Annotated in this window: 23 protein-coding genes; 16 read left to right on the plus strand and 7 right to left on the minus strand. The window is 39.7% G+C overall.

Annotated features, from left to right (window positions below):
- Window position 1 precedes the first annotated feature (1 nt).
- Window positions 2–1540 carry an MDR family MFS transporter gene (locus tag ATG70_RS04715; protein WP_098443209.1) on the plus strand — a complete coding sequence of 513 codons (1539 nt, stop codon included), beginning with the start codon at window positions 2–4 and terminating at the stop codon, window positions 1538–1540.
- A 23-nt stretch (window positions 1541–1563) separates the two neighbouring features.
- On the opposite strand, the gene ATG70_RS04720 is transcribed toward ATG70_RS04715, so the two are convergent.
- Window positions 1564–1944 (minus strand): VOC family protein, encoded by a 381-nt coding sequence (locus ATG70_RS04720; RefSeq protein ID WP_098443210.1) that lies wholly within the window; start codon window positions 1942–1944, stop codon window positions 1564–1566.
- A gap of 12 nt (window positions 1945–1956) precedes the next feature.
- Complete coding sequence (locus ATG70_RS04725) at window positions 1957–2730, minus strand: sulfite exporter TauE/SafE family protein (protein ID WP_257147617.1); 774 nt, start codon at window positions 2728–2730, stop codon at window positions 1957–1959.
- A gap of 101 nt (window positions 2731–2831) precedes the next feature.
- Here ATG70_RS04725 and ATG70_RS04730 point away from each other — a divergent pair, with 101 nt between their 5' ends.
- From ATG70_RS04730 to ATG70_RS04745, 4 genes are all read left to right on the plus strand, one after another.
- Window positions 2832–3689, plus strand: a complete 858-nt coding sequence (locus ATG70_RS04730; protein ID WP_098443211.1) for a LysR family transcriptional regulator — start codon at window positions 2832–2834, stop codon at window positions 3687–3689.
- 94 nt (window positions 3690–3783) lie between these two features.
- Window positions 3784–4503 (plus strand): 2,3,4,5-tetrahydropyridine-2,6-dicarboxylate N-acetyltransferase, encoded by a 720-nt coding sequence (gene dapD / locus ATG70_RS04735; protein ID WP_098443212.1) that lies wholly within the window; start codon window positions 3784–3786, stop codon window positions 4501–4503.
- A gap of 5 nt (window positions 4504–4508) precedes the next feature.
- Window positions 4509–5624 carry an N-acetyldiaminopimelate deacetylase gene (locus ATG70_RS04740; RefSeq protein ID WP_098443213.1) on the plus strand — a complete coding sequence of 372 codons (1116 nt, stop codon included), beginning with the start codon at window positions 4509–4511 and terminating at the stop codon, window positions 5622–5624.
- A 124-nt stretch (window positions 5625–5748) separates the two neighbouring features.
- Entirely contained in the window at window positions 5749–5991 is a 243-nt protein-coding gene (locus ATG70_RS04745) for a YkuS family protein (RefSeq protein WP_098443214.1), read from the plus strand.
- 46 nt (window positions 5992–6037) lie between these two features.
- On the opposite strand, the gene ATG70_RS04750 is transcribed toward ATG70_RS04745, so the two are convergent.
- Together ATG70_RS04750 and ATG70_RS04755 are read right to left on the minus strand one after the other, a co-directional pair.
- Entirely contained in the window at window positions 6038–6244 is a 207-nt protein-coding gene (locus tag ATG70_RS04750) for a ChaB family protein (protein ID WP_098443215.1), read from the minus strand.
- Between the two features lie 60 nt (window positions 6245–6304).
- A complete protein-coding gene (locus tag ATG70_RS04755) occupies window positions 6305–7141 on the minus strand; it encodes a mechanosensitive ion channel family protein (protein ID WP_098443216.1) in 837 nt (278 codons plus the stop codon).
- A 291-nt stretch (window positions 7142–7432) separates the two neighbouring features.
- Here ATG70_RS04755 and ATG70_RS04760 point away from each other — a divergent pair, with 291 nt between their 5' ends.
- From ATG70_RS04760 to ATG70_RS04785, 6 genes are all read left to right on the plus strand, one after another.
- Entirely contained in the window at window positions 7433–7978 is a 546-nt protein-coding gene (locus ATG70_RS04760; RefSeq protein ID WP_098443217.1) for a peroxiredoxin, read from the plus strand.
- 207 nt (window positions 7979–8185) lie between these two features.
- Window positions 8186–9940: an ABC transporter ATP-binding protein gene (locus tag ATG70_RS04765; RefSeq protein WP_098443218.1), complete on the plus strand. Its 1755-nt coding sequence runs from the start codon at window positions 8186–8188 to the stop codon at window positions 9938–9940.
- Complete coding sequence (locus tag ATG70_RS04770; RefSeq protein WP_098443219.1) at window positions 9937–11757, plus strand: ABC transporter ATP-binding protein; 1821 nt, start codon at window positions 9937–9939, stop codon at window positions 11755–11757. Before ATG70_RS04765 ends, ATG70_RS04770 begins: the two co-directional genes overlap by 4 nt.
- 246 nt (window positions 11758–12003) lie before the next feature.
- On the plus strand, window positions 12004–13338 hold the full coding sequence (locus ATG70_RS04775) for a cytochrome ubiquinol oxidase subunit I (RefSeq protein WP_257147618.1): 1335 nt from the start codon (window positions 12004–12006) through the stop codon (window positions 13336–13338).
- A 26-nt stretch (window positions 13339–13364) separates the two neighbouring features.
- The gene (locus ATG70_RS04780) at window positions 13365–14381 is read left to right on the plus strand and encodes a cytochrome d ubiquinol oxidase subunit II (RefSeq protein WP_098443220.1); all 1017 of its coding nucleotides are present in this window, start codon (window positions 13365–13367) and stop codon (window positions 14379–14381) included.
- Window positions 14382–14487: 106 nt separating this feature from the next.
- Window positions 14488–15153 (plus strand): potassium channel family protein, encoded by a 666-nt coding sequence (locus ATG70_RS04785; RefSeq protein WP_098443221.1) that lies wholly within the window; start codon window positions 14488–14490, stop codon window positions 15151–15153.
- A gap of 54 nt (window positions 15154–15207) precedes the next feature.
- On the opposite strand, the gene rnjA is transcribed toward ATG70_RS04785, so the two are convergent.
- Complete coding sequence (rnjA, locus tag ATG70_RS04790; protein WP_098443222.1) at window positions 15208–16875, minus strand: ribonuclease J1; 1668 nt, start codon at window positions 16873–16875, stop codon at window positions 15208–15210.
- 3 nt (window positions 16876–16878) lie between these two features.
- Complete coding sequence (locus ATG70_RS04795) at window positions 16879–17088, minus strand: DNA-dependent RNA polymerase subunit epsilon (RefSeq protein ID WP_098443223.1); 210 nt, start codon at window positions 17086–17088, stop codon at window positions 16879–16881.
- Between the two features lie 364 nt (window positions 17089–17452).
- Between ATG70_RS04795 and ATG70_RS04800 the strand changes: the two genes are divergently transcribed.
- The gene (locus ATG70_RS04800) at window positions 17453–18358 is read left to right on the plus strand and encodes a DMT family transporter (protein ID WP_098443224.1); all 906 of its coding nucleotides are present in this window, start codon (window positions 17453–17455) and stop codon (window positions 18356–18358) included.
- A gap of 50 nt (window positions 18359–18408) precedes the next feature.
- A complete protein-coding gene (locus ATG70_RS04805; protein WP_098443225.1) occupies window positions 18409–19185 on the plus strand; it encodes a Cof-type HAD-IIB family hydrolase in 777 nt (258 codons plus the stop codon).
- A 55-nt stretch (window positions 19186–19240) separates the two neighbouring features.
- Here the strand turns inward: ATG70_RS04805 and def are convergent, their stop codons facing one another.
- Entirely contained in the window at window positions 19241–19783 is a 543-nt protein-coding gene (gene def, locus ATG70_RS04810; protein WP_098443226.1) for a peptide deformylase, read from the minus strand.
- Between the two features lie 330 nt (window positions 19784–20113).
- Here def and ATG70_RS04815 point away from each other — a divergent pair, with 330 nt between their 5' ends.
- The 3 genes from ATG70_RS04815 to ATG70_RS04825 all read left to right on the plus strand — a co-directional run bounded on the left by ATG70_RS04815 (window position 20114) and on the right by ATG70_RS04825 (window position 23389).
- On the plus strand, window positions 20114–20785 hold the full coding sequence (locus ATG70_RS04815; RefSeq protein ID WP_098443227.1) for a YkyA family protein: 672 nt from the start codon (window positions 20114–20116) through the stop codon (window positions 20783–20785).
- Window positions 20786–21325: 540 nt separating this feature from the next.
- Window positions 21326–22408, plus strand: coding sequence for a pyruvate dehydrogenase (acetyl-transferring) E1 component subunit alpha (gene pdhA, locus ATG70_RS04820; RefSeq protein ID WP_098443228.1), 1083 nt, complete (start codon window positions 21326–21328; stop codon window positions 22406–22408).
- A 3-nt stretch (window positions 22409–22411) separates the two neighbouring features.
- On the plus strand, window positions 22412–23389 hold the full coding sequence (locus ATG70_RS04825; RefSeq protein ID WP_098443229.1) for an alpha-ketoacid dehydrogenase subunit beta: 978 nt from the start codon (window positions 22412–22414) through the stop codon (window positions 23387–23389).
- The last annotated feature ends 31 nt before the right edge of the window (window positions 23390–23420 follow it).

Raw genomic sequence — 23420 nt, forward strand, 5'->3', positions numbered from 1 at the left:
AATGAAATCGCTAACAAATCAAATATCCTATAGTATTAGAAAAAAAGAAACAAACCGACCACTCGTTCTCGGAGCGATTATAATTGGTATGTTTATGGCGGCAATTGAAGGAACGATTGTTTCCACAGCTATGCCTGGCATTGTAGGTGATCTTGGTGGATTTTCAACATTTAGCTGGGTTTTTTCAGCATACTTATTAATGTCTGCCATCACAGTGCTGATTTTCGGGAAACTTTCTGATTTATTTGGAAGAAAGCCTATTTATACGATTGGCGTCGTGATTTTTCTAATCGGGTCACTTTTATGTGGGTTTGCGGAGTCAATGGAAGCGCTTATCCTTTTTAGGCTCATTCAGGGGATTGGAGCAGGGGCCGTTCAACCGATTGCTCTTACGATTGTAGGAGATATGTATACAATGGAAGAAAGAGCGAAAATACAGGGATATCTTGCAAGTGTATGGGGGATTTCAGCTATTGCAGGACCAGCCCTTGGCGGTGTTTTTGTTCAATACTTAGATTGGGCCTGGGTTTTTTGGATGAACATCCCGCTTGGTATTTTATCGCTGATTGGGATTGTTCTTCTGCTTCATGAATCCATTGATAAAGAAAGAAAATCAATCGATTATGCAGGAGCAGCACTTCTACTTATGTCCATCAGTGCGCTAATGGTCGTGTTAATTGAAGGAGGAGTTCACTGGGCTTGGACATCAGCTCCGATCTTAATTTTCGTCAGTATTTCAATTGTAGCGATGGTTCTGTTTTTTAGAGTAGAACGAAAGGCGAAAGAACCGCTAATGCCACTTGGGATTTGGCGGGACCCTGTTATCGCTATTTCAAATTCAGTTACGTTTACAACCGGGATGATTTTAATCGGAGTTTCGAGTTTTCTTCCGACATTTGTTCAAGGAGTTATGGAAGAGCCCCCTATCATTGCAGGTTTTACCCTTACAACGATGTCGATTGGGTGGCCGATTGCATCAACGATTGCTGGGAAGCTTGTGATCAAAATTGGATTTAGAGTCACTTCAGTGCTCGGAGGTATCGCGCTTATTAGTGGTTCTGCCATCTATCTTTTAATGACTCCTGCACTTGGCCCTATTTTTGCAGGAGTTGGTTCGTTTTTCATTGGGGTAGGAATGGGGTTAACCTCTACAACGTTTATCGTAGCCATTCAAAGCGCTGTCTCATGGAAACAGAGAGGCATTGCAACTGCTACAAATATGTTTATGAGAACATTAGGAAGTGCAGTCGGTGCAGCATTACTTGGCGGTATTTTAAATAGCCGTCTGCAGAAATACTTAGCAAATCATACCTCAAGTGATGAGGTGAATATCAATACAGCGAATCAGTTACTTGATGAAGCAAAGAGAAAAAGTCTTGACCCAACAGTTCTTGAACTGTTACAAAATGGATTAACTACTTCATTAAAATGGGTATATGGGGGAGTAGCTGTCTTCGCACTCATAAGTTTTGTTCTGGTTCTTTTTTTACCCAAAAAAGCGGAGTCAACTTCCGACGAAAAAGAATTTCATCATGAATAAAATTGAGGAAAAACCCGGCTCGGTCAAGAGTCGGGTTTAGCTATACGTGAAAGGAATTCAATTCGATTACAGAAAGGATCAAAGAAGGTAAAGCGCTGAAGACCTTCGATTGGTGTTTCTTCTTGAATCGTAATGCCACGTTTTTCGAGATACGCTCTTACATCATTTAGGTTATTAATCTCAAATGCAGGGTGTCTTTTACCAGGAATGATCGTGTCCTCTGTTCCAATATGAAGCTCAATGTTCGCTCCTTTAAGCCAGAAGCCACCATTTTTCTTTAACGCTTCTGGTTTATTTATTTCTACAAAGCCTAATGTTTCAATATAGAATTGTTTCGCTTTCTCTTCCTTCCCTGTCGGTATGCAAATTTGAACATGGTGAAGGCGTAGATAGTCGATAACCATTTCAGCTCACTCCTAAAATTGAGTTTTTATAAGGCTATAGCAAACTTGAAAAATCAAAAGAATCGTCATCGACCGTAGTAACCAGTTTACTTGACGAAAAGAAAGTTTATTTGCCATTCGAACAGAAAGTTGAGCCCCGGTAATGGATCCAGCTGCAAGAGGAAGGGCAATTGCCATACTAAGATGACCGTTAAGTAAATAGACGATGACGGCTCCCGTACAGCTTAAAAATGTATTAAATCTTGTGAGTCCAATGGAAGTCAGATAGGCGATTCCGCTTTGACGAAAGAGATGCATCTGTAGGGTCGCCTGTCCAGGACCGAATGTTCCGTCATACCACCCAATAAGACCAATGAAAGGCAAAGATTTACCGGGTACCTTATGCGATGAATGATTTGACTGCCCTTTTTTTATAAAGGATAAAGCTAATGCAAGAACAAGCATTGTACCTGCGAAAATTTGAAGGGCCTGCTCGGAAAGTAAGGAGGCAAATAGACCACCAAGAACGCCACCACATAGCGCAATAGGGCCAGTTTTTAGTGCTTCCTTCATTGATAATTCTTTTCTCTTCAATAATACATAAAAGCTAGAGAATGAGCTTAGCATATTGGAAAACTTGTTCGCTGAAATAATAGAATGAATGGGAAGGCCTAGTAACATCATCGAAGGCACGTTAATCAGACCTCCGCTTCCTGATAAAGTGCCGACAAAGGTGGCAATAAGCCCAATGCCAAATAAGAAAAGCGAATCCATGAACATCATCTCCATACGAAAGATCTCATTCATAGTATAGTCACCTTTCTTCCATAATGAAATTAGATTATAATAATGAATTACGATAAGTTATTCTTATAATTAAATCTTATTGGTGAGAAAGGAGGGCTTCGATGAGCTCTGAATATCAAGTGTTATCGATCCTAGCTGAAGAAGCAAATATGCGAAGAGCCGCTGAAAGATTGTATGTTTCCCAACCAGCGTTAAGTCAACGACTTCAAACAATTGAAAAAGCGTGGGGTGTTCCGATTTTTCTTAGATCCCAAAGAGGATTAACGATTACACCAGCGGGTGAGCGAATTATTGCTTTTGCGAATGATACGATTCGGAGAGAAGAAAAAGTGTTTGAAGCGTTGACTGCGTTAAGCTCAGAAGTTCACGGAACGTTAAAATTAGCTGTTGCGTCGATTATTGGACAATATTGGCTTCCGGCAGTGTTGAAGAAGTTTGTTGAACATTATCCAAGCGTAAAAATCTCACTTGTTACAGGATGGAGCAGTGACATTTTACGCTACTTGTATGAAGATGATATTCACATTGGGATCATTCGAGGAAAGCCGGATTGGCGAGGGAGAAGTCAGTACTTGCTTTCAGATGAGCTTTACCTTGTGGATACAGCGATTCAATCGATGGAAGAGTTGAAGGAAACAGAAAAACCGTTTATCCAGTTTAAGAGTGATTCGACTTATTTTCAGGAAATACAAGAGTGGTGGCAAACTCAGTCATTCGCACCCCCAAAGAAAACGATCGTCGTAGATCAAATTGAAACGTGTAAGCAGATGGCGTTAAATGGGATCGGCTATGCCATACTACCTTCGATTAGCATTACAGAGAATGATAAAGAGTATTTTCGCATTCCTCTAAAAGATGGTGAGGGATTGCCATTAAAGAGAGATACGTGGTTATTAACCAATGATACCGCAATGCAATTGAAGCAAGTTCAAAAGTTTGTGGAATTATTAAGTGAATAGCTTGTAAGATTAGACTTCACGTAAACGATCATGTACGATAAAATGTGTAACATGCTTTGTTTTATAAGCATGATAACAAAGGAGGAATTTTCCAATGAAAATGATGGATGCAAACGAAATTATTAGCTTTATTCAAAACAGTGAGAAATCAACTCCTGTGAAAGTACATATTAAAGGAAACCTTGAAGGAATTGACTTTGGTAGTAACACGAAGTCATTCATTACAGGGAATACTGGTGTTCTTTTCGGAGAGTGGAAAGACATTAAAAAGGCACTTGACTCTGAAGCTTCAAATATTGAAGATTACGTTGTAGAAAACGATCGCCGTAATTCTGCAATTCCAATGCTTGATCTTAAAGGTATTCAAGCACGTATTGAGCCTGGAGCTGTTATTCGCGATCAAGTGGAAATTGGAAATAACGCTGTTATCATGATGGGCGCAATGATCAATATTGGATCTGTTGTGGGTGAAGGAACTATGATCGACATGAACGTTGTTCTTGGTGGACGTGCGACTGTCGGTAAGAACTGTCATATCGGCGCAGGTTCTGTTCTTGCAGGTGTTATTGAGCCTCCATCTGCTAGCCCTGTTGTCATCGAAGACGATGTTGTGATTGGTGCAAACGCAGTCGTTCTAGAAGGCGTGAAAGTAGGAAAAGGTTCAGTAGTTGCAGCTGGTGCGATTGTCACAGAAGATGTTCCAGAGTATACGCTAGTTGCTGGAACACCAGCACGAGTACTTAAGAAAATTGATGATCAAACTCGTTCGAAAACAGAAATCAAAAAAGAGCTTCGTCAGCTACAAAACGACTAATTCCGATGGATATGACATCTGTCCGAAGAGATTTACATCGAATTCCTGAACTAGGTTTCCAGGAATTTAAGACGCAGCAGTATTTGCTTCATTTTATTGAAAACTTACCACAGGACCGTCTCCAGGTGAAAACCTGGAGAACGGGTATTCTTGTGTTAGTTCAAGGAGAAAGTCCGTCAAAAACAATCGGGTATCGAACCGATATTGATGGCCTTCCGATTAAGGAAGAGACTGGGTATGAGTTTCAATCTGAGCATGAAGGATACATGCACGCATGTGGACATGATCTTCATATGACAATTGCACTCTCAATCCTTGAATACTATGCAACTCATTGCGTGAAAGATAATTTGTTATTTGTTTTTCAACCGGCAGAAGAAGGCCCGGGCGGTGCGCTACCAATGCTAGATAGTGAAGAGTTTAAAGCGTGGAAGCCTGATCAAATGATGGCATTACACATAGCGCCTGAATATCCAGTTGGAACGATCGCAACAAGACCGGGTTTGCTTTTTGCGAATACATCTGAGCTGTTTATTGATTTAACTGGTAAAGGTGGGCATGCCGCATACCCACATCATACGCGTGATATGGTCGTTGCTTCTAGCCATCTTGTTACCCAGTTTCAATCTATTGTAGCGAGGAATGTCGATCCGCTCGACTCAGCTGTTGTCACAGTTGGGAAGATCGACGGAGGTACGAAGCAAAACATCATTGCAGAAAAAGCGCGATTAGAAGGTACAATTCGTACGCTTTCGGCTGATTCAATGTCAAAAGTAAAGACACGTATTGAAGCGATGGTAAGAGGGGTTGAGGCCTCATTTGAGTGTAAAGCTTCTATTGATTACGGTTCAAACTATTATCAAGTGAACAATACGCCTGAGCACGTACAGACGTTTATGGATAACATGAAGCGTCTTTCTGACGTATCATTAGTTGAATGCCGAGAAGCCATGACTGGTGAAGATTTTGGTTATTTCTTAAAAGAAATTCCTGGATTTATGTTCTGGCTTGGTGTAAATTCTTCATCGGGTCTTCATACATCTACATTAAAACCAGATGAATCGGCAATGGAGACGGCGTACCTTGCGCTAACATCCTACTTAAATGAAATAGCAAACTAAGTACATGAGCCTTCAGGTAACTATACCTGAAGGCTTTTAACGTTTCGTAGTGTATATTTCAACGATCGTTGGGGAACATAAGGGGGTGTCATGTTACATAATTAAAAGGGAAGGATTGATTAAAATGAAACGAATCGCTGTTGAAGACACGCTTTCTGATGTGGCTCAAGCTTTACAAGCAAAAGGATATGAGGTTGTATCTCTAAAGCAAGAAAGTGATGCAAATGGCTGTGACTGTTGTGTTGTCTCTGGTCAGGATCAAAATGTGATGGGGATGCAGTCGGTTAGTACGCAAGGATCAGTGATTAATGCGGATGGCATGACAGCTGATCAAGTATGTCAGCAAGTGGACAGTCGCTACCAATAAGAAACGCAAAAAAACCCCTAATGCGATATTAGGGGTTTTTGCTTAGCTATTCATTATCTTTTTTTACCCAGTTTCCATCGTTATTCTTTTCGTATTTCTCTTCCACTGCACTCCAAGCGACTTTAAAGGCCGTTTTCTCAGCATCATATTGCTCAGAAGCGGAGTTGAACGCTTCTTTGAAAATATCCTGTGCGTGGCTCGGTAAGTTGTCTTTCACTTGATCTGGCAATTCACTTTTAGAATTGTAAGGCAACTGAATCACACTCCTGTTTTGTATGTGTGATTATATTACCCATGAAAAATCGGTGTTAAACTACTGTTCTTTCTTTTCGATAAATACTTGGTGAGGAAATGGAATTTCAATTCCGTTGGCATCAAGTGCTTCTTTAATTTCTTTGCGAAGCTGTCGTTCCACACCCCATTGTTCCATGTTTTGTGTTCGACATAGTACACGAAGAACAACATCAGATGAACCAAGATTTTGCACGCCTAGAACATCAGGTCCTTCGACAACGGCTTCGTTTGTTGCAGCAACGTTGTCACATACTTTTTGAATGACCCGGATCGCTTCATCAATGTTGTCACTGTAAGAAATGCCGATGTCAACAAGCGCCCGCATGTTACCACGAGAATGGTTGCTTAGTGAGCTAATTTCACGGTTAGGTACATAGTTCAATGTTCCATCGAATGAACGGATATGTGTGGTACGAAGACCAACTTCCTCTACAATTCCACCGAAACCGCCTGCAGTGACGTAATCACCAACATCCATTTGCTTCTCAAGAAGAATGAAGAAACCTGTGACAACGTCACTCACAAGACCTTGAGCCCCAAAACCGACAGCAAGTCCGATAATACCGGCCCCAGCAATTAACGCTTTAATGTCAAAGCCAAATGTTTCAAAAATAATAGCAACAGCCATAAAGAGTAGAATGTACGTAAAAATGCTTTTTGATAGATTCTTCAGCGTGTTCGCTCTTCCAGGGCTCATGTTTTGTTTCTCAGATACTTGAGTAAAGGTTCGTTCAATAAATCGGTTTCCAATTGCTTTTACAATGGCGTAAATGATTAAGATAGCAATAAGCTTAAGAACAATTATGCCCGTATCCACTAAGAAACCTTCCCAGTTAATGTTGTCAAATAAATTCAATAGACTTCCTCCTTTGGTTCCTACTACATAAATAGGATAAGCACTCGGTCAAATTATAGCGAAAATTGTCATCATAATTCAAGTAAAGCGTTAATACGCGACGAATGAAATGATTTTCGATATACTAAAACTACCCTGTTTAGTACGCGGTAAACGTGGGTACGATAGTGGGGGAAGGTAATTAACCCACATTAAATTAATTATCATTTAATATTGACTAAAAATAAATCGTGTACTATAATGTCATTTGTGGGCGAAAGCCGCAGGATATTTTCTAGGAGGGATTTACACATGGTAGAACGCATGGTAGGTAAACAAGCACCTCGCTTCGAAATGGAAGCAGTGATGACAAACAAAGAATTTGGCAAAGTAAGCCTTGAAGAAAATATGAAGAACGATAAATGGACAGTCCTTTTCTTCTATCCAATGGACTTTACATTCGTATGCCCAACTGAAATTACAGCACTAAGCGATCGTTTCGAAGAATTCGACGATCTTGATGCTGAAGTAATCGGTGTATCAACTGATACAATTCATACACACCTTGCATGGATCAATACAGACCGTAATGATAATGGTCTTGGTGATCTTAACTATGCACTAGCTGCAGATACAAACCACAAAGTATCAAAAGAATACGGCGTATTCATTGAAGATGAAGGTGTTGCACTTCGCGGACTATTCATCATTAACCCTGAAGGTGAGCTTCAGTACTCTGTTGTGAACCATAACAATATTGGCCGTGACGTAGACGAAACACTTCGCGTCCTTCAAGCACTACAAACTGGTGGCCTTTGCCCGGCTAACTGGAAGCCAGGCCAAGAAACACTTAAATAAAATCAACTAACCCCAGAGAGCGCTGCTCTCTGGGGTTTATTTTAGTTTAATTAACCTTTTTGTCTTGGAAAAACTCTGCACAGTTACCACTCATTTAAAAAATTCCGAATTTTAGGCCGAATAGGTGGTTATTTATTTCGAATTCCGATATATTATGTATATTGTCACTCTATTTATCATTACATACTGTCAAAAGGTGGTGTTGGAATGGAAACGTTTAAAAGATTGAAAGACTTTTATTGGCCATATAAGAACCTTTTTCTATGGTCTGTGTTTTCCCTTCTATTTGTAACAGGTATTACCGTCCTATATCCTATGCTTCTTCAATTCACAATTGATGACGTCATCCTTAAGCAAGAATACAAATGGGTTCCGTATCTTGCATTTGGTTTTATAGGAATTATGATCGTGAAAGGGACAGCTACATTTTTTCAACAATATTTAGGAGATCTGTTTGGCGTTACCGCTGTTTACAGGCTAAGAGAGGAGCTTTATAAAAAACTGCAGTATTTGCCTTTTCGTTATTATGATAATGCAAAAACGGGAGACTTAATGTCGCGTTTAACCGCTGACGTAGAAGGTTTTCGCTTTTTCTTATCGTTTGGATTTGCTCAGGTGATCAATTTTGTTCTTATCATAAGCTTTAGTTTAATCGTAATGTTTAGCTATTCAGTTCCGCTAGCTTTCGTTACGTTAGGGATGCTGCCTTTTCTTGCGATTGTCGTTTATCAATTTGATAAGCGGGTCCATCCTGCATTCCGTGGGATTCGAAAGTCGATGGCACGCTTGAATACAAAAGTACAAGAAAATATTAGTGGCATTAACACCGTCAAATCGCTCTCAAGAGAAGATTTCGAAATTGATAAATTTGTAAATAGTAATACGGATTACCGTGATAACTACTTAACAACGTCTTATATTTGGGCCAAATTCTTTCCGCTAATGGAGTTTATCGGTAACTTATGTGTTGTTTTTCTTCTATCTTATGGTGGTTATCTTGTCTTTCAAAACCAGCTACAGCCAGGTGAACTAGTCGCTTTCTTTAGTTTAGTCTGGTATATCATCTGGCCAATAATGAATCTTGGATTTGTCATCAACACCTTCTCTCAATCAAAAGCGTCAGGTGAAAGGTTGCTGGAAATTCTTGATGAGCCCGAAGATATTTACGATTATAAAGACGCTGTTAACGTTGACCGTCTTGAAGGAAATGTAGCCTTTAACAATGTAACCCATCAGTATGCTGTTGATGACGATGAAGCGTTAAAAAACATTTCATTTCATGCTCCGAAAGGGACGACGATTGGTTTATTAGGAGCAACAGGAGCTGGTAAAACGACGCTTACTCAGCTCATCGCACGGTTTTATGAACCTAATAGCGGTGAGATTATGATTGATGGTCGAAATATTAATGAGTATAGCTTGAAATCGCTCCGAAAAAATATCGGCGTCGTTCTTCAAGAGACATTTCTTTTTTCGTCAACGATCAGAGACAATATTGCTTACGGTGATCCTGACATCTCGTTTGATGCTATTCAGGATGCTGCAAAAAGAGCACAGGCACATGACTTTATCATGGAAATGCCAAATGGATACGATACCGTTTTAGGAGAGCGTGGTATGGGACTCTCTGGTGGCCAAAAACAGCGGATCGCGATTGCACGTGCAATTTTAACAGATCCAAGTATTTTAATTCTTGATGACGCCACTAGCGCAGTTGATATGCAGACGGAAGTAAAGATTCAGAAAGCATTTGAAGAAGTGATGAAAGGGAGAACAACCTTTATCATCGCGCACAGAATTTCTTCACTTAAACACGCAGATGAAATCCTTGTATTAAACGAAGGAGAAATTGTTGAGCGTGGGAAGCACCAAGAATTGATTGAACAGAATGGATATTACCGGAGTATTTACGATATTCAATACCAAGATCGTAAGGAGATAATGGCCAAACAGACTGGATGAAATGGGGTGAAGGCTTGAAGCAAAATCGAAGAGAACGGTTCCATTATTCGCAGGATACAGCGATTGAAAAGCAGTTTAACTGGAAACAGATGTCACGCCTGCTTGGGTATATGGAACCTTATAAGAAAAGTTTATTACCAAAAGCGATTATTTCAATGCTGCTTTCAACAGCAGTTCGACTAATTGTCCCGATTTTCATCGGGGTCTTGTTGTTTGATCACGCAATAAAGAATCAAAATCAAACGTTACTTGTCCAATTGATTTTTGGAATAGCAGGCTTGTATTTGCTATCGTGGATTGCCAATACGTATCGAATTAAATGGACCAATCAACTTGGTCAATATATTATTTATGACATTAGACAGGGTTTGTTTAAGCATATTCAGCGACTTTCCCACGGCTTTTTCGATAAACGATCGGCAGGTTCGATCCTCGTTCGAATTATCAATGATGTGAACTCCATGCAGGAGCTTTTCACAAGTGGTGTTATTAACCTACTAATGGATATTGTTTTATTACTAGGAATCATTGTGATTATGTTTGTGTTAAGTCCTCAATTAACGCTCGCAATTATGATCATTTTGCCGCTTATGTTTTTAATCTCAACGAGCTTAAGAAAACGAATCCGTCGATCCTGGCAGGATGTTCGAATCAAGCAGGCGAAAATTAATTCACACTTAAATGAAAGTATCCAGGGAATTCGCGTTACTCAATCCTATACCCAGGAAAAAGGAAACATGGAATTTTTCCAGGGCGTAAATCAAGAGAATTACGCAAGCTGGAAAGATGCCACGCAAAAGAGTGCTATTTTTAGACCGTTTGTTGAAATGTCAAATGCAATTGGAACGGCCATTTTAATTTGGTTTGGTGTTTATCTTATTCAAAATGGAATGGATTACGGTGTTTTCGTAACGTTTGCTTTCTATTTAGGGATGTTCTGGGAACCTATTTCTCGTTTAGGGCAAGTTTACAACCAACTCCTTGTAGCTATGGCTTCTTCAGAAAGAATATTTGAGTTTCTAGATGAACAACCAAATGTCCCTGAAAAGAAAAACGCAATTGAGCTCGACGATATTAAAGGAGAAATCACGTTTGAAAATGTTGAATTTTCCTATGATGAAAGTCGTAAAGCGCTCCATGAGTTAAGTTTGAAAATGCAAGCGGGTGATACAGTTGCGCTTGTTGGCCATACCGGTTCAGGAAAATCAACCATTGCAAACTTAATTAGTCGTTTCTATGATCCGACCAGTGGAACCGTTCGAATTGATGGAATGGATTTAAAAGACGTGAAACTCGATAGTTTGCGAGAGAAGGTGAGTGTCGTTCTTCAAGATACGTTCATTTTTTCCGGAACCATTATGGAAAACATCCGTTTTGGACGTCCAGGTGCAAGTGATGAAGACGTGATCGAAGCAGCTAAAGCGGTAGGGGCTGATCACTTTATTCAGCGCTTAAGCAATGGTTATGAAACAGAAGTAGAGGAGAGAGGAAACGTTCTCTCGGTTGGTGAGAGGCAGCTATTGTCCTTTGCGAGAGCACTGCTCGCTGATCCCCGTATTCTTATCTTAGATGAAGCTACTGCAAGCATTGATACAGAAACCGAGCTTAAAATTCAAGAAGCATTGAATGTCGTCCTAGAAGGTCGAACGGCCATTATGATTGCACATCGACTTTCTACCATTCGTGAAGCGGATAATATCATCGTTCTTGACCACGGTCGAATCCTAGAACAAGGAAATCATAGTGAGTTGATGCGTAAAGGCGGAACTTACTATGAGCTTGTAAAATCACAGTTTAATATGATGGATGCTGTTTAAAAAAAGAAGCCTGCTTGGCTTCTTTTTTTTGGGGGATAGAGCTTATCGATAGGAAATTTTAATAAATGTGAACAGATTATTAACGAACAAAAAATTATTCTTACGAAAAAAGATTGTGATACTTGTCACAATCTCAGTGATGATTCATAATAAAGGTGTAAACAAGAGGTTCACTGTTTCTATGAGCATTGATAAGGGAAGATGAGTAACAGATGATGAGAAATTGGTACAAAGGGGATGAGCAATTTGGAACTAGATTCAGCGATGCTAAGTCGTCTTTTAACAAGTCTAACGTTAGGCTTTCACATTATTTTTGCGACGTTAGGTGTCGGTGTCCCGTTATTAATTAGTCTAGCTGAATGGATCGGGATTAAACGAAACGATCCCTATTATACGTTACTTGCTCGGAGGTGGGCGAGAGGTTTCGTCGTTACCGTAGCGGTAGGTGTTGTGACAGGTACTGCTATTGGGTTACAATTATCACTTTTATGGCCTAATTTTATGCAGTTGGCGGGTCAAGTCATTAGTTTACCGCTATTCCTTGAAACATTTGCTTTCTTTTTTGAAGCGATTTTTCTAGGAATCTATCTTTATACTTGGGACAGGTTTAAAAAGCCGATCTACCACTGGTTAATTTCAATCCCAGTTGTCATTGGCTCAACGTTATCCGCTGTCTTTATTTCAACAGTTAATGCTTTTATGAACTCCCCGCAGGGTTTTGATATGGTAGATGGTGTGCTTACCAATATCCAACCGCTTGCAGCAATGTTTAATCCTGCAACGCCAACAAAGGTTGGGCACGTTGTGATGTCAGCATATTTAACTTCTGCGATCGTACTAGCCGCTATTACAGCGTTCCATATGTTAAAGGGAAAGCGAAGTACGTATTATCGAAAAGCGCTCAAATTGACGATGACGGCCGGTTTTATCTTTGCGATCGGAACAGCTGTCATTGGAGATTTTTCAGGGAAATATTTAGCTGAGTACCAGCCGAGTAAGCTAGCTGCTGCAGAGTGGCATTTTGAGACGTCTGAAAATGCTGATCTCGTTGTTGGTGGTTTTCTAGATGACGAAACGAACGAAGTGAAATATGGTCTTGTTTTACCTAATTTCTTAAGTATTCTTGCCCATGGTGATCCTAATGCTGAAGTAATGGGACTTGATCAAGTTCCGGAAGATGAAGTACCGCCGCTTTACATCCACTATTTATTTGATGGGATGGTCGGCATCGGGATGTTTTTGGCCGCTTTAACGTTCTTTTTTATGATCGCTCTTCGATTAAAACGTTTTAATACCGAAAATAAATGGTTCTTGAGACTCATCGTCCTTGCTGGACCGCTCTCAGTTCTTGCAATCGAATTTGGATGGATTTTCTCGGAAGTGGGCCGTCAACCGTGGATTCTATGGGACATAATGAGGACGGGTCATGCTGCTACGTCTGCAAATGGTGTAGGATGGATGTTTGTTCTTTTCCTTCTCCTATATATTGTACTTGGCACGCTTTGTGTAACTGTGCTTAGAAAAATGTTCAAAACGAATCCAGCCGAAAATGAGCTAGAGGAAATTGCTAGAAGGAAATAAGAGCTTTCAATAAAAGGGGTGAAAAAATGGATATTCAATTACTTGGAATCACCGTTCTGTGGGTTTTTCTTTATGGCTATCTCATTACGGCCTCCATTGATTTTGGAGCGGGCTTCTTTGCTTACTATGGAGAGCTTACGGGACGCGACCACATTATTAATAAAATCATTAGTCGTTATTTATCACCTGTATGGGAAGTGACCAATGTCTTCTTTGTTTTCTTTTTCGTTGGCCTCGTAGGCTTTTTCCCTGATACGGCCTATTATTATGGAACGGCTTTACTTGTACCAGGTAGCATCGCCATTATTCTTCTGGCGATACGAGGGTCATTTTATGCATTTGGAAACTATGGAGCGAAGAAAAGCCGAGTTTATACGTTTTTATATGGGGTTACAGGCTTATTGATCCCAGCTTCACTTTCAACTGCTTTAACGTTATCAGAAGGTGGCTTTATTGAAGAGGTTAACGGAGAAGTGAAATTTCTTGCTGGAGAACTATTTTCAAGTTTTTACTCATGGTCTGTTGTCCTGCTTGCGATTGTATCCGTGCTCTTTATTAGTGCGGCGTTTCTCACTTACTATGCTAGTCGGGCGAACGATGAGCCCGCGCTTGAACTGCTTAGAAAGTACGCGCTGTTTTGGAGTGCACCAACGATTCTATCGAGTATTCTGGTTTTCGTAGCACTACAACAACATAATTCCGTGCATTTCGAACGAACGCTAGATTATGCCTGGTTCTTTATTGCTTCACTTTTTTGTTTTTTAATCGCGACGTATTTGATTTTCCAACGTAAACGATATGGAACAGCATTTATTTTCGTGATGCTTCAATTCTTTTTCGCATTCTTCGGGTATGGCATTTCTCACTTACCGTGGATTTTATATGATCACATTACCATTTATTCAGGGTATACGAACGAAACAACTGGCGTATATCTTGTTATCGCCTTTATAGCTGGTCTTTGCTTACTCGTGCCTTCCCTCGTGTTATTAATGAGGCTATTCTTATTTGACGCAGAGTATGTAAAGGGGAATAAGTCCTGAAGAAGAAATATTGACACTGATGATAAGAGTGGTAGGATAGATATGATAGTGCGTCAGCAATGTTGCTGGCGCGCGTTTCTTTCTGAATGAGTAGGAGGAGTGTGTCTTGAAAAAGCAATTTGCCGTTATTGGACTCGGTCGTTTTGGAGGAAGCATTTGTAAGTCACTAAGTCAGCAGGGAATGGAAGTTCTTGCGATTGATATGGATGAAGATAAAGTGAATGAGTTTTCTTCTGTAGCGACACATGCTGTTATCGCTGATTCAACTGATGAAAGTGTTCTTAAAAACCTTGGTATTCGTAACTTTGATCACGTTATCGTAGCCATTGGTGATAATATTCAATCGAGTATATTAACGACGTTAATTCTAAAGGAATTGGGCGTAAGTAAAATTACGGTAAAAGCCCAAAATGATTATCATGAAAAAGTATTAAACAAAATTGGTGCAGATAAAATTGTGCATCCCGAACGAGATATGGGTGTTCGGATTGCTCATAGCATGATCTCAAATAGTGTATTAGACTATTTAGAACTCTCTGATGAGCACAGCATTGTAGAACTGATCGCAAACTCGAGGATGGATAATAAAACAATCATTGAATTGGATATTCGCGCAAAGTATGGTGCAAATATTGTTGCCATAAAAAAAGGTGATGAGATTATCGTCTCGCCTCAAGCTGATCAAAAGATATCAAAAGGTGATATTCTTATCGTAATTGGCTCAGATCAGGACATTAACCGCCTTGAGCGACAAATTTTAAATCGTGATTAATCTTTACACATAAAAAACAGCCTGTCGAACGATCGACAGGCTGTTTTTATTTGATCAAATTTCCATAATGATTGGAAGGATCATTGGACGACGCTTCGTTTTTTCGTATAGGAAAGGTGCAAGAGTATCTGTAATTTCATTCTTAATTTCAGACCACTGGCTTGTACGCTTTTCCATTACACCACTCAGATGCTTTGATAAAAGCTCTTGAGCATCATTAATCAAATCACCGGATTCTCTCATGTAGACAAATCCACGAGAAATGATGTCAGGTCCGGAAAGAATTTTAAACTCTTTCATGTTAATGGAGACAACAACAATAACAAGACCTTCTTCAGAAAGGATTTTACGATCTCGTAGCACAATGTTGCCAATGTCCCCGATTCCTTTTCCGTCAACATAGACAGATCCAGAAGGAATTTTACCACTAATGGAGGCTTCATTTTCGCTTAGTGCGAGAACTTCACCGTTATCCATAATGAAAGAATGATCCTGCGGAATGCCACAATCTTGTGCAAGCTTTGTATGCATCTTAAGCATACGGTACTCACCGTGAATTGGCATAAAGAATTTAGGCTTAATGAGACGAAGCATAAGCTTCTGCTCATCTTGTCCACCGTGACCAGAAGTATGGATGTCACTTAGTTTATGGTGAATCACATCAGCACCTGCGCGAGATAGTTGGTTAATGATTCTCGATACGCTTACCTGGTTTCCAGGAATAGGTGAAGAAGAGAAAACAACTGTATCTCCAGGAATGATTTGAATTTGACGATGTGTCGCGTTCGCAATTCGAGATAGAGCAGCCATCGGCTCTCCCTGACTTCCTGTACAAAGAATCGTTACTTTATTTTCTGGAAGACGGTTGATTTGATTCGCATCAATAAATGTATCTTTAGGTGCATTAATGTACCCAAGTTCCTGACCAATCGTAATGTTAGATTCCATACTGCGTCCGAAGACTGCTACTTTACGTCCGTTTTCAACTGCTGCTTCCACAACCTGTTGAAGGCGGTGAATATTTGATGCGAAAGTTGCGAAAATGACACGGCCATCTACTTTTCTAAAGATATCCTGGATGGTTTCCCCAACGCGGCTCTCAGACATTGTAAAGCCTGGAACTTCACTATTTGTACTATCAGAAAGAAGCGCTAGAACACCTTCTTTACCGATTTCGGCCATTTTAGTTAAGTTTGCGGGTTCGCCAACCGGTGTGAAATCAAACTTAAAGTCTCCCGTATGAACGATGTTACCAGGAGGTGTTTTAACAACAACACCATAGGAATCAGGAATACTGTGAGTTGTTCTAAAGAACATTACTGATGTTTTACGGAACTTAATAATGTCTTCTTCTGTGATTTCATTTAAAGAAGCGCCTCGAAGAAGTCCGTGCTCTTCAAGCTTATTGCGAATAAAACCTAATGCAAGCTTACCACCATAGATTGGCACGTTAATTTCACGAAGTAAGTAAGGGATGCCGCCTATATGGTCTTCGTGACCGTGAGTGATAAATAAACCTTTGATTTTATCCTGGTTTTTAACGAGATAAGAATAATCGGGAATAACGTAGTCAATTCCTAGTAATTCTTCTTCTGGGAATTTAATCCCAGCATCAACAAGGATAATTTCATCCTGAAACTGAATACCGTACATGTTTTTACCGATTTCTCCGAGTCCACCTAAAGCGAACACGGCGGTTTGATGATTTTTAACAAATTTCATAGTCTATACATTCTCCAATTCAAAGTGCTCTGATTTTTGCTCAAACGCCAGGAAGTCATCTTCCACGGTTTGAATAAATTCAATATTAAGGTCGCGGTCCTTTAATTTGTAGCGAACTTCCCGTTCAGAAGTAGCCTCTACGTAAAGGCTCATTGTTCGCTCTCTTACAGGAACCTCCTTTTTTGTCTCTTGATAAAATACCTTATAAATCATTCTAAATCTCTCCTTAACTCAGACAATTTGTGTGCATCTTCGTTTATTATATAGGAAATTGGTTTCTTTTTCATGTTTCTAACCACATTTCCATAAGAAATAGGAGAATTTGCACGAATTTAAGGGTAGAAAAGGTTAATCAATGGAATATTTAGGTTGTGGAAATAGCACGTTCCTCCAGGTTTTTTTTAATTTACGTTTCATTTTTCGATACATTAAGCTCATCCTTCCTTTTTTTAATAACTATTTTTATTATTGATCACGGCGTAAAGAATTAGTTTGGAAAAAGATGGAGAAATGGTAGGGACACCATTTCCTTAATCATGTAACATGTTAATGAATTAGCTTATAAGGAGGATGAGATTTGAAGTTATATGTTGCGCTTATTTCATTGAGTTTAATTTGGGGCATGTCGTTCATGTTCATTAAATTGATTGTTCCGATTACGGGGCCTTGGGGCGTAGTCTTTTTTCGCTGCTTACTTGGTGCAGTATCGATTTTTCTTTATTTAATGATAAGAGGAAGAATAAAGAAGTTAAAAGGCAATCATAAGTGGGGAAGTCTTATTCTAGTAGGGATTATGAATGCGCTCATTCCCTGGGGAATGATTGCGCTTAGTGAAGAACGGATCTCGAGTAGCCTTGCTGCTACGTTAAATGCTACTACACCACTATTTACAAGTATTCTTGGCGCTTTTTTATTTGGGCGAATGCTATTTCTGAAACAGTGGACTGGTATTATCGTTGGATTTATCGGCATCCTTTTTTTAATTGATCTTGATCTAAGTGCATTGGTAAAAGGCGAGTGGAGAGGGGTTTTTCCAATGTTAATCGCTACAAGTTGCTATGGGTTTGCTTCTCAATATACAAAAAAGAACTTAAAGGGCGTACCTGTTGATGTGTTGTCGTTCATTACGTTAACGATCGGAGCGATAGGAGGACTTCTAATGATGCTTATTAGTGGAGAAGGGGGTATTCAGTTTACGTTACTCCTTCAACGTGATATTCTAATAGCGCTAATTGGTCTAGGTGTGTTCGGATCGGGTCTTGCATATTTGCTCTTCTATTATATGATTCAACATGGTAGCGCAGAGTTTGCGACATTAGTGACATACCTTGTACCTGTCACCGCCTTGATCTGGGGAAGCCTTTATTTAAATGAAAACATCACACTACCTATGATTGTAGGATTGCTACTTGTGTTTTTTGGAGTTTATTTATCAGGTAAACATCAAAGAACAGAAGCAAACACGATAAGAAAATCAGCATAACGTTTTTCAAGATAGTTATAGTAAAAAATAGCGGAAACAGGTGAATGACGATGCATAACGAAAAGATTGTATTTTTTGATATTGATGGCACACTTCTTAATCATGACAAAAAAATTCCAGTGTCAACGCGGAAAGCTTTAAAAACACTAACAGAGAATGGGGTTCATGTTGCCATTGCAACAGGTAGAGCGCCGTTTATGTTCGCCGATCTTAGAGAAGATCTTGGAATAGACACGTTTATCAGTTTTAATGGACAATACGTGAAGCACCAGGACAAGGTTGTTCATACAAATCCGTTAAGCCGCGATGAAATTACAGTTCTTGAAGAAGAAGCCAAAAAAAATGGCCATCCCATGGTATTCCTTGATCATGAAGCGATGATGAGTAACCATGATGAACATCCTCATATTATGAAAAGCATGGACGACTTAAAAATGCATTATCCTGGATATGATCCTTCCTATTATCACAATAGAGAAATTTATCAGGCTCTTCTGTTTTGCGAAAGTAATGATGAGGGTGGCTATCGAGATGCATATGGAAACCTTGATTTTATCCGCTGGCATGATTACTCCATGGACGTGATTCCGCCTGGAGGTTCAAAAGCGAAAGGGATAGAAGCTATGATTGATCACCTTGGATTTAAACGAGAAAATACGTACGCCTTTGGAGATGCACTCAACGATATCGAAATGTTGAAGTTTGCAGGCACAGGAGTCGCAATGGGAAATGGATATGAAGAAGTGAAACAAGTGGCTGATTACATCACGGATCCAGTCGACCAAAATGGTATTCAAAAAGGGTTAAAAAAAGTAGGCTTACTATAAAAAAAGGGGATCGCCTATTGATACGGCGATCCCTTTGCTCATTGTAGAATCAAGCTTATCGACCTAAAGGTGTTAATTCACTTGCTTCTTCATTGTTAATCCGATCGTAAAACATAACGCCATCAAGATGATCAACTTCATGTTGTACAACGATTGCAGGCAGCCCCTTTAATCTTAGCTTTAGTGGATTACCTTCAGCATCAACACCCTTGACTGTAATCCGAGCATATCTCGGTACAGCACCAGGTACTTCACGATCAACGGAAAGACAGCCTTCCCCTCCATCTAAATACGTTTTTTCAACGGAATGACTAATGATTTTTGGATTCATAATGCCATAGCTATATAGCGTGCCTCTATGGTCAGAGACGTGTACCGCAATCATACGTTTGCTAATGCCGATTTGTGGTGCAGCAATTCCGATACCTGAGCGTAATTCATACTTTAAGGCAGCTTCAGGATCTTGACTATTAATAAGGAATTCAAGCATTTCTCTTAAGGTTTGCTTTTCTTCTTCAGTTGCAGGAAGGGTAATTTCATTTGCAACTTCAGTTAGGATTGGATCCCCTTCTCTACGAATATCTTTCATTGTTAACATGGTATGTTTCACTCCTATTCGAAACGGTCTATCATAAGTATATTCAACTTTTTGTAAGGGTTAAAGCAAATGCTCTTTTATTAGTGACGGCTGATACTGAACAAGTACGAGTAGCATCATTTTTCACAGTGTAAAAGAGAATCTTACAATAGTGATAGTTTAGCACAAGCCGATTTAACAGGGAATCCTCTTGAATGATCTGTCTAGAAGGAATATGCGTAAATTATAGCATTGATTAAAAATGGAGTATTCTATTGAGATCTGTATTATGGTATAGTAATCAGGGATGTAATTATTATGGAATGAATTGGATATGTGGGGGGACTTTTTTTGCTACGTAAATATCGTTTGGGAATTATTTCTCTGTTTTTCTGTTTTCTAATGCTTGGGTTAGCTGGTTGTCAGTTTGGTGGTAGCCCAGCAGAAAAAATGTATGACCATTTAGAGGAAGCTGTTGCTCTTGAAGATCAATTTAGAGAACAACAAGAACCTTTGGCGAAGGCAGAGAAAAAGGAGCAAGACATTTATAATGAGATTGTTGCACTAAGTATGGAAGAGTTTGATAAGATTGAAAAGCTTTCGAAAGAAGCTGAAGAAAATGCAGATCAGCGACTTGAGTATTTAAAGAAGGAAAAAGAAAGCATCGATGAAGCATATGAAGAGTTTGAGGAAGTTAAAGATTTAACAGAGGACCTTGAAACGGATGCAGCTAAGAAAGATGCCAAAAGCTTGATTGAAATTATGGATAAGCGTTATGAAGCTTATGGAAAGCTACATAAAGAATACAAAACAGCTGTTGAACAAGATCAAAAGCTCTACAGCTCACTACAAGATAAAGAACTAACTTTAGAGCAACTCCAAGAACAAATTAAAGTCGTTAACGAGAAATATGGCAAAGTGGCTAAGCACAAAGAAAGTTTCAACAAATTCACATCTGAATTTAATGAAGCCAAAAAAGCTTTTTATGAATCAGCTGAATTAAATGTGAATTACGGAGAATAGAAACCGCTCATCTGAGCGGTTTTTTTTATGTAAGTAGAAAGTACTTTGAACGCGCGGCCGTTTAACGAATTAAAAAGAGAAAGCATTTTTAACATGGAACTTGAAGCCTTTTCTCGTCATAAAGAGTTATAAAGATCTGTTCTCCTAATTATTTACACTAATACAGTCTGTCAAAACAGAATGTAACAGTTTTAATATCATCCCTTAACATGCAATTAATAAATCAATTAATTGACTTGAAACTTACTGTATTGTAAACTTAAAAACGAACTTACTCATGAAGAGAAGCACTCCCTTAATCTTACTGATACAGACTATTATTCACAGTAATACATAGCACTAGGGATTATTTCTTCAGAATTAAGGGTATGACATTGAGTGTTGTCTTAAGTAATGCAAATTAATGAATGGTATTTGTCATTTAATAACGTTGAAATGGACATGCTAGTGATGTCTGTAAACTGAACGACCCACTCACAATTGCAACATTTGCAATTCAATAATCTATCTCTTTATGAATGAAAGGATGAGGTGAAAGGTATGGGAACTAAAACCATCGAAAACATCGAAGGCCAATTCGAAATGTTCCAGATTCTAAATGAAAATGGCGAAATCGTTAATGAAGAAGCAATGCCTGAACTATCAGATGAGCAGCTTCAAGAATTAATGCGCCGCATGGTGTACACACGTATTCTTGACCAACGTTCAATCTCTTTGAACCGTCAAGGACGTCTTGGCTTCTACGCACCAACTGCAGGACAGGAAGCTTCACAACTAGGAAGTCAATTTGCACTTGATAAAGAGGACTGGATTCTTCCAGGTTATCGTGATGTTCCTCAAATCATCTGGCACGGTCTTCCACTATATAAAGCATTTTTATTCTCCCGTGGTCACTTTGTAGGAAACCAGGCTGATGGTCTTAACGTATTGAGCCCACAAATTATTATTGGTGCTCAAATTACACAAACAGCTGGCGTTGCGCTTGGACTTAAGAAAAAAGGCAAGAAAAACGTAGCAATCACTTACACTGGTGATGGCGGTGCTTCTCAAGGGGATTTCTATGAAGGAATGAACTTTGCAGGTGCTTATGCTGCTCCAGCGATCTTCGTTGTGCAAAACAATCGATTCGCAATCTCAGTTCCAGTTGAAAAACAATCTGCGGCGAAAACAATCGCTCAAAAAGCAGTTGCAGCTGGTATTCAAGGTGTTCAAGTAGACGGTATGGACGTTCTTGCTGTTTATAAAGCAGTTACGGATGCTCGTGAGCGCGCGATTAATGGTGAAGGTCCAACACTAATTGAAACAATGACTTACCGTTATGGTCCACATACAATGGCTGGTGACGATCCAACACGTTACCGTTCTGAAGATCTTGATAGCGAGTGGGAAAAGAAAGATCCAATCGTTCGCTTCCGCAAGTATCTTGAGAGCAAAAACCTTTGGTCAGAAGAAAAAGAAAATGAAGTAGTTGATAATGCGAAGGACGAAATCAAAGCGGCTATTAAGAAAGCAGATGGCACTCCTAAGCAAAAAGTAACAGATCTTATTTCTAACATGTACGAAGAGCTTCCACAGAACCTTCGTGAACAATACGAACAATATAGTGCAAAGGAGTCGAAGTAAGCTATGGCGCAAATGACAATGATTCAAGCAATCACTGATGCGATGCGTACGGAGTTGAAAAATGACGAGAACGTACTCGTGTTTGGTGAAGACGTAGGTCAAAACGGCGGCGTTTTCCGTGCGACAGAAGGACTTCAAAAGGAATTTGGCGAAGATCGCGTGTTCGATACTCCGCTTGCTGAATCAGGTATCGGTGGTATGTCTATCGGACTTGCACTTACTGGATTCCGTCCAGTACCAGAGGTTCAGTTCTTTGGTTTCGTATACGAAGTAATGGATGCTATTTCCGGTCAAATGGCACGTCTTCGTTACCGTTCAGGCGGCTCTTTCCACGCGCCGATTACGGTACGCTCACCATTTGGTGGCGGCGTTAAAACTCCTGAGCTTCATGCGGATAGCCTTGAAGGATTAATGGCGCAACAGCCAGGACTTAAAGTCGTAATCCCTTCAAACCCTTATGATGCAAAAGGACTTCTAATTTCTGCGATCCGTGATAACGATCCAGTTATTTTCCTTGAGCACATGAAACTTTATCGTTCTTTCCGTCAGGAAGTTCCTGAAGAAGAATACACAATTGAAATTGGTAAAGCTGAAGTAAAACGTGAAGGTACTGACATTACAATCGTAACTTACGGTGCGATGGTTCAGGCTTCTCTTAAAGCTGCTGAAGAGCTTGAGAAGAACGACATTAGCGCAGAAGTAATCGACCTTCGTACGGTTAGCCCGCTCGATATCGATACAATCATTGCATCTGTTGAAAAAACCAACCGTGCAATCGTTGTACAAGAAGCTCAAAAGCAAGCAGGAATTGCAGCTAACGTTGTAGCTGAAATTAACGACCGCGCAATTCTTAGCCTAGAAGCTCCAGTGCTTCGTGTAACTGCACCTGATACAGTGTTTGCATTCTCTGCAGCTGAAGATGTATGGCTTCCTGATCATACTGATATTATCGAAAAAGCAACTCAAGTTGTTAATTTCTAATTAACTCTTTATAAAAAAACATGAAGTGAAG

This window comes from Bacillus sp. es.036, from assembly GCF_002563635.1.
Taxonomy (GTDB): domain Bacteria; phylum Bacillota; class Bacilli; order Bacillales; family Guptibacillaceae; genus Guptibacillus.